Below are 13,713 nucleotides of genomic sequence, written 5' to 3' on the forward strand. Positions count from 1 at the left end.
TCGGCCCCGTCAGCCCTTGACCGCGCCGGACGTCAGCCCCGCGACGATCCGCCGCTGGAACAGCAGCACGATCACCACGACCGGGACCGTCACCACCACGGCCGCGGCGCAGATCGCCGTGGTGGGCTGCTCGAACTGCGACTGGCCGGTGAAGAACGCCAGCGCCGCGGGCACCGGCCGGGCCCGGTCGGTGGAGGTGAGCGAGATGCCGAAGACGAAGTCGTTCCAGCAGAAGAAGAACGTCAGGATCGCCGCGGTGAACACCCCCGGCGCCGCCAGCGGCACGATCACCTTGCGGAAGGCCTGCCAGGTCGTGGCCCCGTCCACCTGCGCGGCCTGCTCCATCTCCCAGGGGATCTCGCGGAAGAACGCCGACAGCGTCCAGATCGCCAGCGGCAGTGCGAACGAGATGTAGGGGATGACCAGCCCCGGCCAGGTGTCGTACAGCCCGAGCTCGCGCCACAGGTCGAACAGCGGCCCGACCAGCGACACCACCGGGAACATCGCGATGGCCAGCGCGAACGACAGGATCAGCCGCTTGCCCGGGAAGTCCAGCCGGGCGATCGCGTAGGCCACCAGCGTCGCCAGCACCACCCCGACGAACGTGGCGATCAGCGAGATGCCGATCGAGTTGATCAGCGCGGAGGTGAACAGGCCGGTGGAGAACACCGTCCGGTAGTTCTCCAGGGTCCAATCGCGGGGGAGGAAGCCCTGGACGTTGCCGATCTCCCCGGGCTGCTTGAACGACAGCATCGCGATCCACCCGATCGGGAAGATCGTCCACAGCAGGATCAGCAGCGACACGACGATCCACAGCGCCCGGGAGCGCCCCGTCTCCATCAGCGATCACCCCTCACCTGGGACAGGTCCACCCGGAAGCCGCGGATGAACACCGCCGCGATCAGCACCACGGACAGGAACAGCAGCACCCCGACCGCGTTGCCCATGCCGATCGAGGTGCGGGTGATGGTCTGGTCGTAGGTCAGGAACGACAGCGTGGCGGTCTGCTCCTGGCCGCGGGTCATGACGAACGGGTTGTCGAAGATCCGCCAGGCGTCCAGGGTGCGGAACAGCACCGCCACCAGGATCGCCGCCTTCATGTTGGGGATGGTGACCCGGCGCAGCCGCTGCCAGGCGGTCGCGCCGTCCACCGTGGCCGCCTCGTCCAGGTCGCGCGGCACCTGCGCCAGCCCGGCGAGCAGCAGCAGCGAGATGAACGGCGTGGTCTTCCAGATCTCCGACAGGCAGATCACGAACAGTGCGGCCCACCGGTCGGAGAACCAGGCGAAGTCGCCCAGCCCGAACCAGGAGTTGACGAAGCCGGACTGCAGGTCGAAGGCGTACCGCCAGGCGAACGCCGAGATCACCGTGACGATCCCGTACGGCAGCAGGATCGCGGTGCGCACGGTGCGGCGGGCGAAGACCGCCCGGTGCATCACCATCGCCAGCCCGAACCCGAGCACCAGCTCGACCGCCACGGTGCTCAGGGTGATCAGGAACGTGGTGAACACGTCCTGCCAGAACAGCGCGTCCGACAGCGCGGTGGCGTAGTTGCGCAGGCCGACGAACTCGCGGTCCTGCGGGGCGGTGAGCCGGTAGTTGAACAGCGACAGGTACAGCGCGTTCAGCAGCGGGTACCCGGTGACCAGCAGCATGACGGCCACCGCGGGCGCCGACAGCAGCAGGCCCAGCCGGCGTTCGGCCCGGGCCCGGTCGGAGATCTCCGCGCGCCCGGCCGGCTCGGCGGCCAGCGCCGTCTCCACCTGGGCGGTCATGACGCACCTCCTGGCACAGCGGGGGCGTTGCTCGTCCGCACGGCGCGTCCCCCGTCACAGCAGCGCCTCGTCGCGCAGCACCGCGCGGACGAACTCGGCCGAGCGGCGCGGCGTGGTCTGCGGGTTCACCGACGCGGGCGGGTGCCATCTGCGCTGCACCGCCGCGGACACGTCGGTGTAGTAGGGGGTGATCGGCCGGGGCGCCGCCGCGTTGATCGAGTCGCGGATCAGCGTGGCCATCGGGAACTCGCGCTGGACCTCGGGGTCGTCGAACACCTCGGGCCGCGCCGCCGGGTTCCCCGAGTCGAGCATGTACTTCTTCATGTTGCCGGGCGCGGTGAGGCAGCGGACCGCGTCGACGGCGTGGGTGTCCTTGTACTTGCCGAACGCGCCGATGCCCAGCTCGATGCCGCCGAACGGCGGCCTGCTCGGCCGGTCCGCCGCCACCCGCGGGTAGGGCGCCCAGCCCAGGTCGCCGGGGATGCTCTTGTCGATGACACCGTGCTCGGCGTCGTCGTTCTCGGCGCGCCAGATGTAGCCCCAGTTCACCATGAAACCGCCGCGGGGCCCGTTGAGCATCGACCGCGCCTGCTCCTCGATGTCGGTGGACAGCGACGGACTGGCCGCCTTCGACCGGGCCAGCTTGCGGATGATCCGGGCCGCCTCGCGTCCGGCCGGGGAGTCGATGTCGATGGACGCGTCGTTGCCGCGCTCGGCCGCGCTGATGATGCGGCCGCCGGCGGACGCGACGAGGGCGTTGATCCACACCATGTAGCCCTCGTACTTGTCGCCCTGCGCGCCGACCGTGAGGTTCACGCGGACCGCCGCGTCGATCATCTGGTCCCAGGTGAAGCCCGGGGCGGTCGGGTCGACGCCCGCCTTGCGCGCGGCCGACTTGCGGTACCAGAGGATCTGGGTGTTGGCCCAGAACGGAGCCGCGTACAGCCGACCCTTCCAGGTGGAGCTCTGCACGGCGGCGGGGAACACGCCCTTTGTGAACCGCTGCGCCTCGGCGGCGTCGAACGGGCGCAGGAATCCGGCGTTGGCGGCCTCGGCGACGAACACCGGGTCCAGGCTCATGATGTCGAGCTGGTCGTCCTCGGCGGCCAGCCGCCGGATCAGCTGCTCGCGCTGCTGCGTCGCGTCGTTGGGCAGGACGGAGGTGACGATGCGGTACCGGCCGCCGGCCGCCTTCGTGCACGCCTCGGCGAGCCGCGCCTGCCCGCCGTTGTCGGGGTTGATGTACCAGTGGAGCGTCGGTGTTCCGCCGTCGCCGCCGCAGGCGGTCAGCCCCCCGGCGAGCAGCGCTGCGGCGGCCGCGCCCCGCAGCGTCCGCCCGGGCGCCCTCGGCCGGGTTCGTCCTGCCGGACCGCTGCGGGCACGTCCGCCGCGGTCACCGCGTCCGCTCCTCGCCCCTTCGCTCACGGAACCTCCCGACGGCCCCCCGGTCCGGGCACCTCGGCGGGCCCGGCGCGGCGGGACTGGCTCTCCACTCAAGCACCGGCGACTACGGAATGTCGAGATCCGTATGCGGACCGGTGCAGAGCAACTGCTGGCTACCCTCCAGTCCGTTGCATCACCCGGCTGTGCGGTAGAACACACATCCGGCGAGTGGATGGCCACACCTGGCCCGCCCGGCAGGCGGCGCGCCGACCGCATCCGATGACGGACTGTAGAACTTTCATGAACAGTCCGCGATGTCACGACATACGGCGTTGGATGGCATTTGCGGGGGTCGGTTGCCCGAATGTCCGGCGCAACCGATCGCAGGTTCGGCCGCGACGGGGCGGCCGCCGGCCGCGCCCCGCCAGACGTGCCGCGCCCGGCGGCCTCTCGCCCGCGGACGCCACCGGCCTGTCATCCGGTGGTCCGAATCAAGGGCCATCCGCCATTCACATGATCATTATTGAATGGCGCGAGAGAACGCGATCACCTTTTCCCCGGGACGCCCGCCGGACGCGTCCGTCTTCGCCTCCGGATGGAAGACCCAACCGTGGTAGACGGCTTTCTTCACGGTCGTCCGGATGGGCCGGAAGCAGTGCGGCGGAAGTGCGCAGAAGCCCGTGCTCACCACGTCCCGGTAGACCAGGTCGGACACCGCCAGGGCGAGGTCGCGGTCGGGCCGCTGGTCGAGCAGGCGGCGCAGCGGCCGGGCGTCCAGCAGCCGGCTTGCCACGACCGGGGCGTCGCCCGCCGGGCCGAACGACGCCTGCGGGCCCAGCACGAGCGTGCCGTGGTGCATCGCCATCCGCACGCGCAGCCGGCGCCCCCGGCCGCGCCCGCCGTTCACCTCGCCGAGGGACCGCTCCAGGGCCTGCGGGAAGGCGCCCACGACGTGGGCGAGGTCGATGCCGTCGGGGAGGACGGCGAGCTCGCCGTCACCGGCGCGCTGCAGGTACCAGCCGGTGCGGTCCAGGCGGGTGGCCGCGGCCGCCTCCTCCAGCGCCGCGCACAGGTCCATCTGGGCTTCGAGCTGGTCGAACGCGTGCCGGGAGCTGTAGCCCTGCACGTCCACCGCCAGGACGAGGCGGGACACCAGGCGGGGCCCGCCGCCGGCGTCGTCCGCGACCGGTCTGCCAGGGTGCACCGCCCGCAGCGGCGGTGTCGTCGGAGTCAGCGACATGCCAATTCCCCACAGCGTTGGCGACGCCCTTTGCGAAAGCAAGGGTCGACGCATTCAGTTTGGCACGGGAATGGCAAATAAGTAAAGCGAGTCCGTTGACTCAGGCCGAAAGAAGTGCTATATGCCGCACTGCTTTCCGTCAGGTCGATAAGACTCGTACGGCTTCGTGGCCGACCGCCACATGGCATCCTGAAAGGAGTCACTTACACAGGTCGCGGCGCCGGGCACGGGAAAGGCGCGAAGACGCCGTCCGCCCCCGTCGGACCGCGGCGTCCCCGCGCCCTCCGTCTCCGGTGCGCGGCCCTGCTCCGGCCGCACCGCCGCCATGGGCGCGTGCTGTCGCGGTTCGGTCATCCCGGAGCGTTGGTGATCTTGGTGCCCTGCGGGGAGACGACCCACCAGGCGTTCTGCAGGCCCTGGCCCTTGGTGTCGCCCGGCTGCTCGTCCCCGGCGTAGTAGTACATGGGGCGGCCGTTGATGGTGAGCTGGCAGGAACCGTCGTCCTTGCGCTCGATGAAACCGATCAGTTTCCGGTCGACGCCCTCCACCTTGAGCTTCTTCCAGTTGGTGAACTTCACCACCGGCCATGTCCGCCTGCACTGCCCGAAGCAGGTGGTGGTCCTGGCCCGGTCCTTGTCGAAGCGGTACATCACGCGGCCGTCGCCGTCGGTGACGATCCTGCCGAGCTGCGGGTCCTGCCGGACCTTGACGACCGTCCAGCCCGCCCAGCGGTCCCGGTCGCCGTCATCCGCGTCGTCTCCGCCGTCGTCCTGCCGCTGCGCCTGCCGCCCGCCCGCGGCCTTCGCGCCGTCGGGCGCCACCGCGAACCAGGCCCCGCCGACGCCCTGCCCCTTGACCTCGCCGGGGCTGTCGTCGTTGGCGTACCGGTACAGCGGCCAGCCGCCGAGCGTGACCTGCCAGGTGCCGTCGGGCCGTTTGACCTTGCCGACCAGCCTCTGGTCGACCCCTTCGACCTGGACGGCGTCCTGGGTCGCCCGGACCGGCGGCCAGGTCTTGGCGCACGAGTCCAGGCAGGTGGAGGCGGGCGGCCGCGCGGTGTCCTTGTCGAACCGGTAGAGCGTGCGACCGTCGCCGTCCGTCACGATCTTGCCGAGCCGGTTCACGCTGGCGGCCTGCAGCACGGGCGCGGCGGCGGTGGGGGACGGCGATGCCGAGGGGTCCTGCTGCGCCGGGTCGGGGGCGGCCTGCGTGGGGCCGACGCCCGCGTTCGCCTGCTGCCCGGGGGGAACCTTGCCGCAGCCTGTGAGGAGGAGCACCCCGGACGCCGCGACGGCCGCGGCGGGGGTCGCCCAGCGTGGGATGTGCATGTCTGGTCCTCCGTTCTCCCGGCGAGCAGTACGCGGACCGTCGCGCCCCGGTTCAAGGTGGGGCATCCCGCACTGACACCCGCACGGAGGACCGAACAGAATGACGCTCGCATACGTCGCATAAAGGCAGGCGGGACACCGGAACCGTCAGATGTGAGGTGAGCGTTGACCACGGCCGGACGGCCCCAGCGGCCCTACGACCGGTACGACCCGCGGCCCGGCGCGTCGGATCCGGCCGCCGCCCCCGCTCCGGGCCTGGTCGAGCCGTCCTCGGCGCCGCCGCGTGAGCGGCCCCAGCCGGCCGGCCCGGCGTGGGTCGTCGTCCCGGCGCGGGTCGTCGCGCTGACGGTGGTGCTCCCGTTCCGGCTGCTGTACGACGGCCTGCGGCTCCTCGGCCGCGGCCTGGAGCGGGCCTTCGCCGGGCTGTTCCGGGGGATCGGATGGCTGCTGGCGGCGATCGGGCGCGGGCTGTACGCGGCGGTGCTGCGCCCGCTGGGCCTGCTGTTCGTCTTCCTGGTGGTGCGGCCCGCGCTGTGGTTCTACGCCGCGGTGCTGACCCCGGTCGGGCGCGCCCTGGTGTGGCTGCTGGAACGTCTCGTGGTGCAGCCCTTGCGCCTCCTCGCCGTCGCGCTGGCGTGGCTGGTCAACACGCTGATCGTGACCCCCGCCGTGCTGCTGTGGCGCTACCTGCTGCGCCCGCCGCTCACCGGTCTCGCGTGGCTGCTGCGCACCATCGGAACCGGGCTCGCGCGGGCGTGGCGGGCCACCGGGCGTGCGCTGGCGTGGCTGGTCAACACGCTGATCGTGACCCCCGCCGTGCTGCTGTGGCGCTACCTGCTGCGCCCGCCGCTCACCGGCCTGGCCCGGCTGCTGCGCACCATCGGAACCGGGCTCGCGCGGGCGTGGCGGGCCACCGGGCGCGGGCTGGCCTGGCTGGGACGCGTCGTCATCGTCACCCCCGGCCGGGCGGTCTGGCGGTACGCGCTGCGGCCGGTGTGGCGCGGCGTCGCCGCGGGCTGGCGCCTGGCCGGGCGCGTCCTGCGCCGGCTGTGGCGGACCCTGGTCGTGGCGCCGTGCCGCTGGGTGGGCCGCAGCGTGCTGCGCCCGGTCGGCACCGCGGTCGCCGCGACGTGGCGGGTCGCCGTCCGGGAGCCCGCCCGGTGGGTGGGCCGCAACGTGCTGGCCCCCGTGCGGCAGGCCGGGCGGGACGTCCGCCTGTCGATCCGCCGCGCCTTCCGCGGGGTCTGACCGTCCGGCGGTACCCGGCGGCGGCGGGGCCGGGCCCCGGCTGGAAGAATCGGTCGCGATGTACCGACTGCTGTTCTCACTGGTCGTCAGCCGGGTTCCGGCGGAGACCGCCCACCATCTGACCCTGCGGGCGCTGCGCGTCGTCCAGGCGGTGCCCGGCGCGGCGCCGGTGCTGCGGCGCGTGCTGGCCCCGCGCGATCCCGCGCTGGCCGTCCGGGCGTTCGGGCTGGAGTTCCCCGGGCCGCTCGGGCTGGCCGCCGGATTCGACAAGGACGCGGTGGCCTACGAGGCGCTCGGCGCGTTCGGCTTCGGCCATGTCGAGATCGGCACGGTCACGGGGCGGCCGCAGCCCGGCAACCCGCGGCCCCGGCTGTTCCGGCTGCCCGCCGACCGGGCGATCATCAACCGGATGGGCTTCAACAACGCCGGATCGGCGGCGGCCGCGCGGCGGCTGCGCCGGCGGCGGCCCGGCACGATCGTCGGGGTCAACATCGGCAAGACCAAGGCCGTCCCCGAGGACGAGGCCGTCGCCGACTACGTGGCCAGCGCCGAACGGCTCGCCCCGTACGCCGACTACATGGTCGTCAACGTCAGCTCGCCGAACACGCCCGGTCTGCGCGATCTGCAGGCGGTGCGGCATCTGCGGCCGCTGCTGACGGCGGTGCGCGAGGCCGCCGACCGGTCCGCCGGACGGCGCGTCCCGCTGCTGGTGAAGATCGCGCCGGATCTGGCGGACGAGGACGTCGACGCCGTCGCCGACCTCGCCCTCGAACTGGGCCTGGACGGCATCATCGCCACCAACACCACCGTCGGGCGCGACGGCCTGGCCGGCCCCGCCGAGCTGACCAAGGAGACCGGCGGGCTGTCGGGCGCCCCGCTCAAGGCGCGCTCGCTGGAGGTGCTGCGGCGGCTGCGGGCGCGCACGGACGGCCGGCTGACGCTGGTGTCGGTCGGCGGCGTGGAGAACGCCGACGACGTGTGGGAGCGGATCCGCGCGGGCGCCACGCTCGTCCAGGGCTACACCGGCATGATCTACGGCGGGCCGCTGTGGGCGTACCGGGTGCACCGGGCGCTGTCGCGGCGGCTGCGCGGCAGCGCGTTCGCCACCCTCCGCGACGCCGCGTCCCGCTGACCGGGGCCCGGGGCCGGGTTCGCGGGGGCCTTTGCCATACCCGGGCGGCGGCCTGGCCGTGCGGTGACCCGCGGGGCGGCACCGTGCAGGTATGTCGGTGGGGACGCTCTCGCGGGACACCGTGGCGGTGCGGATCGCCGTCGCCGTGGTCATCGCGCTGCCCGCGGTGGTGCTGCGGCTGACGGGCGTCCACCCGCCGCCCGTGGCCGCCATGGTCCTGTTCGGCGCCGGGGTGGTGAGCGCCGCGGTGCTGCTGCTGTGGGCGGCCGAGACGGCGCGGGTGGACATGTCGGGCGCGCTCGCGGTGGCGCTGCTGGCGCTGATCGCGGTGCTGCCCGAGTACGCGGTGGACCTGTACTTCGCGTTCGCGGCGGGCAGCCGTCCCGAGTACACCGCGTACGCCGCCGCCAACATGACGGGCGCGAACCGGCTGCTGGTCGGGGTGGGCTGGCCGCTGGTGGCGTTGGCGTTCGCCCTGGCGGTGCGGCAGCGCAGCCCCCGGCGGCGGCGCATCGGCCGGATCCAGCCGCCCGCGCAGCGGCGCGACGTGCGGCTGAGTGAACGCCACCGGATCGAGCTGGGCTTTCTGACCGTCGCGGCGCTGATCGCGTTCATCCCCGCGCTGACCGGCGAGATCGGCTGGTACGTGACGATCCTGCTGGTCGCGGTGTACGTCGCCTACATGATGGGGATCGGACGCGGTGCCGCCGAGGGCGTGGACGACCTGATCGGCGTGCCCGCGCGCTTGGCGATGCTGCCCCGGACGCGGCGCCGCCAGGTCACCTGGCTGGGGTTCGGGTTCGGCGCGCTGGTGGTGGTGTGCGCCGCCGAGCCGTTCGCCGAGGCGTTGGTCGACACCGGCGCCGTGCTCGGCATCGACCGGTTCCTGCTGGTGCAGTGGCTGGCGCCGCTGGCCTCGGAGGCGCCCGAGCTGATCGTCGCGGCGGTGTTCGCCTGGCGGCTGCGCGGCGGCGACGCCATCGGCATCCTGCTGTCCAGCAAGGTCAACCAGTGGACGCTGCTGGTCGGCACGCTGCCGCTGGCCTACCGGGCGGGCGGCGGCGCCTGGTCGCTGCCGCTGGACGCCCGGCAGATCGAGGAGGTGCTGCTGACCGCCGCGCAGACCGTGCTGGGCGTGGCCCTGCTGGTCAACCTGTGGTTCCGGCGGATCGAAGCGGTGCTGCTGTTCGTGCTGTTCGCCGTGCAGTTCGTGTTCCCCGGCACGCAGATCCGCCTGGTGCTGGCGGGCATCTACCTGGCCATCGGGTTCTCGCTGCTGATCGCGCGCAACCGCGACCTCGGCGAGTGCCTGCGCGCCGCCGCCGTCTCCCCCACCCGCTGAAACCCGCCCCGGCGGGGCGCCGTGCCGGACGCGGTCAGGCGGGCGGGACGACCTCGAAGAATCCGTCGGCGATCAGCTCCGGCAGGACGGCGGCGGCATGCGCCCGCACCTGGTCCGGGTCCAGGCCGGTGAGCTGGGCGATCGCGGCCAGCAGCGGCCCGAGCGGCAGCGTGCCGTCGCAGACGCCCGCCAGGCCCGCCTCCACCGTGCCGACGCCCGCGGCGCGCCGCAGCCGGCCGGTCTGCCGCAGGACGATCCGCTCCGGGTCCTCGGCGCCGGGCGGGCCGATCTGCTCCTGGACGACGCCGAGGGCGGTGCGCAGCCGCACGTCCTGCCGTCCACAGGCTGTGGAAAACTCCCGGGCGGCGGCGAGGCCGTCCAGGATGCCGTCCACGTAGCCGCCCACGGGCTCCTGGACGGCGTGCCGCAGCTCCTCCACCCGCACGACCGGCTGCTCGCGTCCCGCGTTGCGCAGCGTGATCCAGCCGAAGCCGATGCCGGTGACCCGCTGCCGTTCGAAGTGGTCGAGCCAGGCGTCGTAGCGCTCCCGGTACTCGGGGGTGCCCGCCTCGCAGGAGTCGCGCAGCCACAGCTCCACGTACTCGGCCGGGTCCTGGACGTCGCGCTGCACGACCCACGCGTCGCAGCCCGACGCCTCCACCCACGCGCCGACCCGCTCCTGCCAGGGCGTCCCGTCGACGTGCAGCCAGTTGGCGAGCAGCTGGCAGCGCCCGTCCTCGGTCAGCACGCCGGGCACCTCGGCGACCAGGCGGCGGCAGAACTCGTCCCCCGGCAGCCCCGACTCGCGGTAGGTGAACCGGGGCCCGGCGTCCGGCGCGATCACGAACGGCGGGTTGGACACGACCAGGTCGAACCGGCGGCCCCGGACGGGCTCCAGCAGCGGCCCCTCCCGCAGGTCCACGCCGTCCAGGCCGGACAGCGCGAAGCTCATCGCGGCCAGCCGCAGCGCCCGCGGGTTGACGTCCGTCGCGGTGATCGCGCGCGGCGCCGGGCGGACGGCGGGGTCGGCGAGGTGCAGCGCCTGCACGCCGCAGCCGGTGCCGAGGTCGAGGGCGTTGTCCACAGCCCTGTGGACAACAAGGCGGGCCAGGCCGGCGGAGGCGCCGCCCGCCCCCACCACGTGCTCCGGCGCCGGCCGCCCGCCGGACCCCGGACGGATCCGCAGGTCGGACACGACGTGGCCGACGTGCCCGGCGCCGCTCACCGACTCCACCGGCTCCACCCGCAGCAGCGCCCGGACCTCGCCGCCGGAACGCTCCACCAGCCCGGCGGCGACCAGGTCGTCGGCGAGCTCGTCGACGGGCGGGGCGTCGCCGGGCACCGGCACCTGCAGCCAGAACAGCCGGACCAGCGTCTCCAGCGGCGACCCGCCGGCGGTGGCGCGCAACGCGGGCACGATCTCGTCACGGGACAGGGCGCCGCCCGCGACGGGGCCGAGCAGGTCACGGACGGCGGCGACGGTGTAGTCCGCCCGCTGCAGGGCGGCGCGGACACGGCTCAGGGAAGCGGCAGGCTGATCGGACACCCGCCCAATCCTGCCCGGTCCGGGGCACCCGTCACCTCGCGAACGCGGGTGACCCGGCGAACATCACGTCAGGTAGTCGTCGAGCCCCTTGGCGAGCGCCTCGGCGATGCGCTGGCGGAACGCGGCGCTGCTGAGCTTGGCCGCGTCGCCGCTGTTGCGCATGTTGCCGCACTCGATGAACACCTTGGGCACCTTGGACAGGTTCAGCCCGCCGAGGTCGTCGCGCGAGTCGAGGCCGTCCTTGCCCAGGTAGGTGGAGTACGGGAGGCCGGTCCCGGCGCGGTAGGCGTCGCGGATCGCCCGGCCGAGCCGCCGCGACGCGGGCACCATCCCATCGCCCTGCCCCTTGACCGACCGCGGCTGGATCACGTGGAACCCGTGCCCCGAGGCCGACGCGCCGTCGGCGTGGATGGACAGCGCGGCGTCGGCCTTGGCGCGGTTGCCGATGGCGGCGCGCTCGGTGATGCACGGCCCCACGCCGGTGTCGTCGGGACGGGTCAGCACGACCTTGGCGCCCTCGGCCCGCAGGATCTTCGCCAGCCGCTTCGACACGTCCCAGGTGAAGGCGTGCTCGGGGTACCCGTCGTCGGTGCTGGTACCGGTGGTGTCGCACTCCTTGCGGCCATTGCCGATCTCGACCTGCTTGTTGATCTGCGCCGGGTGCTTGGCGTTGCCGCCGTTGTGCCCGGGGTCGAGCACCACGACCTTGCCGCGCAGCGGGGCCGCGTCGTCCTGCCGGGCGTGGGCCGCCCCCGTGGTCGCGTCGCCCCCGCCGCTCGCGGTGGGCGGCTCGGCGGCCCCGGCGGACGACCCGCCGTTCCCGCCGTCTCCGCCGCATGCGGTCAGGGCGGCCAGGCACAGTGCCAGGCCGGCGGCCGCGGAAGCGCCTCGTTGGATGAGCAACGGCCGTCTCCCCGTGATGCGCTCGTCACCGACCCTGCCAGTCTGCACGCACACGGCCGTACGTCAAACAGCGGCGCGGCCGCGCGGGCCTCCCACCCCGCGCGGCCGCGTTCCCTCCGCTCCCCCGATCGGTCAGCGGAGCGCGTTCTCCTTGCCGAGAAGCGCGGCGAGCGCGCGGGCCTCGTCCGCGTCCAGGCCCAGCACCACGCGGGGGCGCCCCCACGGGTGGTCGATCGAGTGGGCCACGTAGCTTGCGACGGACTCCGACACCTGCTCGGCCAGCCCGCGCGCATGCCGCCACTGCGCCCACGCGCGTTCCAGCTCGCTCGCCGCGCGCTGCGCGCACGACACCAATTCCGGATCACGCACGGCGTGAACCCCCCTGGGTGAACGATCCTTGCCCGTGTTCCTCGGCGGGCCCTCCTGCCGGCCGCGGGTCCGGCCGGAGCAGCGGTCCCCCGCCTCCGACCCACCGAACGGTGCCACCCATTAACCCCTTTGCGGCACCCTCCGGCCGGGTGATTGCGGCAGGCTTTCCCGTGGCATTAGCAACGCCTAGCGAACCCATGGCCTGCCGGGACGCGCGCCGCCCCACTCGGGGCGCACGAGCCCGGCCCGGCGCGCCGGGGCGACGACGCACCGGGCCGGACGTCCCTGAGTCACACCCCCGCGGGGACGGGCCCCGTCGTGGAGCGGACCACCAGATGGGGGACGACCAGGTTCTGCCGGGCCACCCGGGTGGGGTCCTCGATCCGGGCGGTGAGCAGCTCGGCCGCCACCCGGCCCATGTCGCGGCGCGGCTGGTCGACGCTGGTCAGCGAGATGTGCCGGATCGCCGCCAGGTGCGTGTTGTCGTACCCGACGATCGACACCTGCTCGGGCACCGGCATCTCCAGCTCGTCGGCGGCCGACAGCACACCGGTCGCCACCAGGTCGTTGGGCGCGAAGATGGCGGTCGGGCGCGGATCGCGGGTCAGCAGCGCGCGGGCGGCCAGGTAGCCGCCCTCCTCGGTGAAGTCGCCCCGCTCCACCATGATCTGGTCGCCGAGGCCGTGCCGCCGCATGGCCTTCTCGTACCCGGCGCGGCGGTAGCGGGCCGTGGTGGAGCGCGCGCCCTCGATGTGAGCGATGCGCCGGTGCCCCAGCTCCACCAGGTGGTCGACGGCCAGGCTGGCGCCGAGCTCGTCGTCGTCGACCACGATGTCCACGCCGCTGACGTCGCGTTCGCCGACCACCACCACCGGGACGCTGGCGGCGGCCTCCTTCAGCGACTCGGGCACGACGCTGAGCAGCACCAGGCCGTCCACCCGCATCTCCAGGAACGCCTCGACCGCCTCGGCCTCGAACATCGGGTCCCAGCGGCCGCTGCCGACCAGCATGCGCAGGCCCTCGCCGTGCAGGGTCTCCTGGAGCCCGTCGAGGAACTCGGCGAAGAACGGGTTGTGCAGGTCGGCCACGATGGCGCCGATCAGCCTGGTACGGCCCTCCACCAGGCTGCGGGCCACGGCGTTGGGCCGGTAGCCGAGTTCGCGCGCCGCCTGCAGCACGGCCTGCCGGCGCCGCTCGCTGACGTGCGGCGACCCGCGCATGACCAGCGACACCAGCGACTTGGACACGCCGGCGCGCTCGGCGACGTTGCGGATGGTGGGCTTGGGCGCGTTCGGGGCGGGCGGCACCGCGCGTCCCCCGCCCGCGCGGCCCCGGCGTCCGCCGGACGACGGCCCGCCGTCGCGCGGCGGCGGCACCTGACCGCCGGGCCGCCGCGGCGACCCGGCGCCGGATGAGGCCGGAGGTTGCGCACCGGGCGGCGCCGGGG

General features: G+C 73.8%; 12 protein-coding genes. 3 read left to right on the forward strand and 9 right to left on the reverse strand.

What is annotated here, in order from left to right; genetic code table 11:
• Positions 1 to 9 precede the first annotated feature (9 nt).
• The 5 genes from ABD879_RS04660 to ABD879_RS04680 all read right to left on the reverse strand — a co-directional run bounded on the left by ABD879_RS04660 (position 10) and on the right by ABD879_RS04680 (position 5,726).
• A complete protein-coding gene (locus ABD879_RS04660; RefSeq protein ID WP_345017749.1) occupies positions 10 to 840 on the reverse strand; it encodes a carbohydrate ABC transporter permease in 831 nt (276 codons plus the stop codon).
• On the reverse strand, positions 840 to 1,775 hold the full coding sequence (locus ABD879_RS04665; RefSeq protein ID WP_345017751.1) for a carbohydrate ABC transporter permease: 936 nt from the start codon (positions 1,773 to 1,775) through the stop codon (positions 840 to 842). The genes ABD879_RS04660 and ABD879_RS04665 overlap by 1 nt, the downstream gene beginning before the upstream one ends.
• A gap of 54 nt (positions 1,776 to 1,829) precedes the next feature.
• A complete protein-coding gene (locus ABD879_RS04670; protein ID WP_345017753.1) occupies positions 1,830 to 3,200 on the reverse strand; it encodes an extracellular solute-binding protein in 1,371 nt (456 codons plus the stop codon).
• A gap of 478 nt (positions 3,201 to 3,678) precedes the next feature.
• Positions 3,679 to 4,398 (reverse strand): hypothetical protein, encoded by a 720-nt coding sequence (locus tag ABD879_RS04675; protein ID WP_345017755.1) that lies wholly within the window; start codon positions 4,396 to 4,398, stop codon positions 3,679 to 3,681.
• Positions 4,399 to 4,748: 350 nt separating this feature from the next.
• A complete protein-coding gene (locus ABD879_RS04680; RefSeq protein ID WP_345017757.1) occupies positions 4,749 to 5,726 on the reverse strand; it encodes an SCO0930 family lipoprotein in 978 nt (325 codons plus the stop codon).
• A 165-nt stretch (positions 5,727 to 5,891) separates the two neighbouring features.
• Between ABD879_RS04680 and ABD879_RS04685 the strand changes: the two genes are divergently transcribed.
• From ABD879_RS04685 to ABD879_RS04695, 3 genes are all read left to right on the forward strand, one after another.
• Entirely contained in the window at positions 5,892 to 6,974 is a 1,083-nt protein-coding gene (locus ABD879_RS04685) for a hypothetical protein (RefSeq protein ID WP_345017759.1), read from the forward strand.
• A 58-nt stretch (positions 6,975 to 7,032) separates the two neighbouring features.
• Positions 7,033 to 8,106: a quinone-dependent dihydroorotate dehydrogenase gene (locus tag ABD879_RS04690; RefSeq protein ID WP_345017761.1), complete on the forward strand. Its 1,074-nt coding sequence runs from the start codon at positions 7,033 to 7,035 to the stop codon at positions 8,104 to 8,106.
• Positions 8,107 to 8,197: 91 nt separating this feature from the next.
• A complete protein-coding gene (locus ABD879_RS04695) occupies positions 8,198 to 9,448 on the forward strand; it encodes a sodium:proton exchanger (protein WP_425549618.1) in 1,251 nt (416 codons plus the stop codon).
• A 34-nt stretch (positions 9,449 to 9,482) separates the two neighbouring features.
• Here the strand turns inward: ABD879_RS04695 and ABD879_RS04700 are convergent, their stop codons facing one another.
• From ABD879_RS04700 to ABD879_RS04715, 4 genes are all read right to left on the reverse strand, one after another.
• Positions 9,483 to 10,994 (reverse strand): DUF7059 domain-containing protein, encoded by a 1,512-nt coding sequence (locus ABD879_RS04700; protein ID WP_345017765.1) that lies wholly within the window; start codon positions 10,992 to 10,994, stop codon positions 9,483 to 9,485.
• 63 nt (positions 10,995 to 11,057) lie between these two features.
• A complete protein-coding gene (locus ABD879_RS04705; RefSeq protein WP_345017767.1) occupies positions 11,058 to 11,897 on the reverse strand; it encodes an N-acetylmuramoyl-L-alanine amidase in 840 nt (279 codons plus the stop codon).
• A 132-nt stretch (positions 11,898 to 12,029) separates the two neighbouring features.
• Positions 12,030 to 12,266, reverse strand: a complete 237-nt coding sequence (locus ABD879_RS04710) for a hypothetical protein (RefSeq protein ID WP_285497459.1) — start codon at positions 12,264 to 12,266, stop codon at positions 12,030 to 12,032.
• A 290-nt stretch (positions 12,267 to 12,556) separates the two neighbouring features.
• Positions 12,557 to 13,573, reverse strand: a complete 1,017-nt coding sequence (locus tag ABD879_RS04715) for a LacI family DNA-binding transcriptional regulator (protein WP_345017769.1) — start codon at positions 13,571 to 13,573, stop codon at positions 12,557 to 12,559.
• Positions 13,574 to 13,713 lie beyond the last annotated feature (140 nt).

This window comes from Actinomadura keratinilytica (assembly GCF_039539665.1).
GTDB classification, from domain to species: Bacteria; Actinomycetota; Actinomycetes; order Streptosporangiales; family Streptosporangiaceae; genus Spirillospora; species Spirillospora keratinilytica.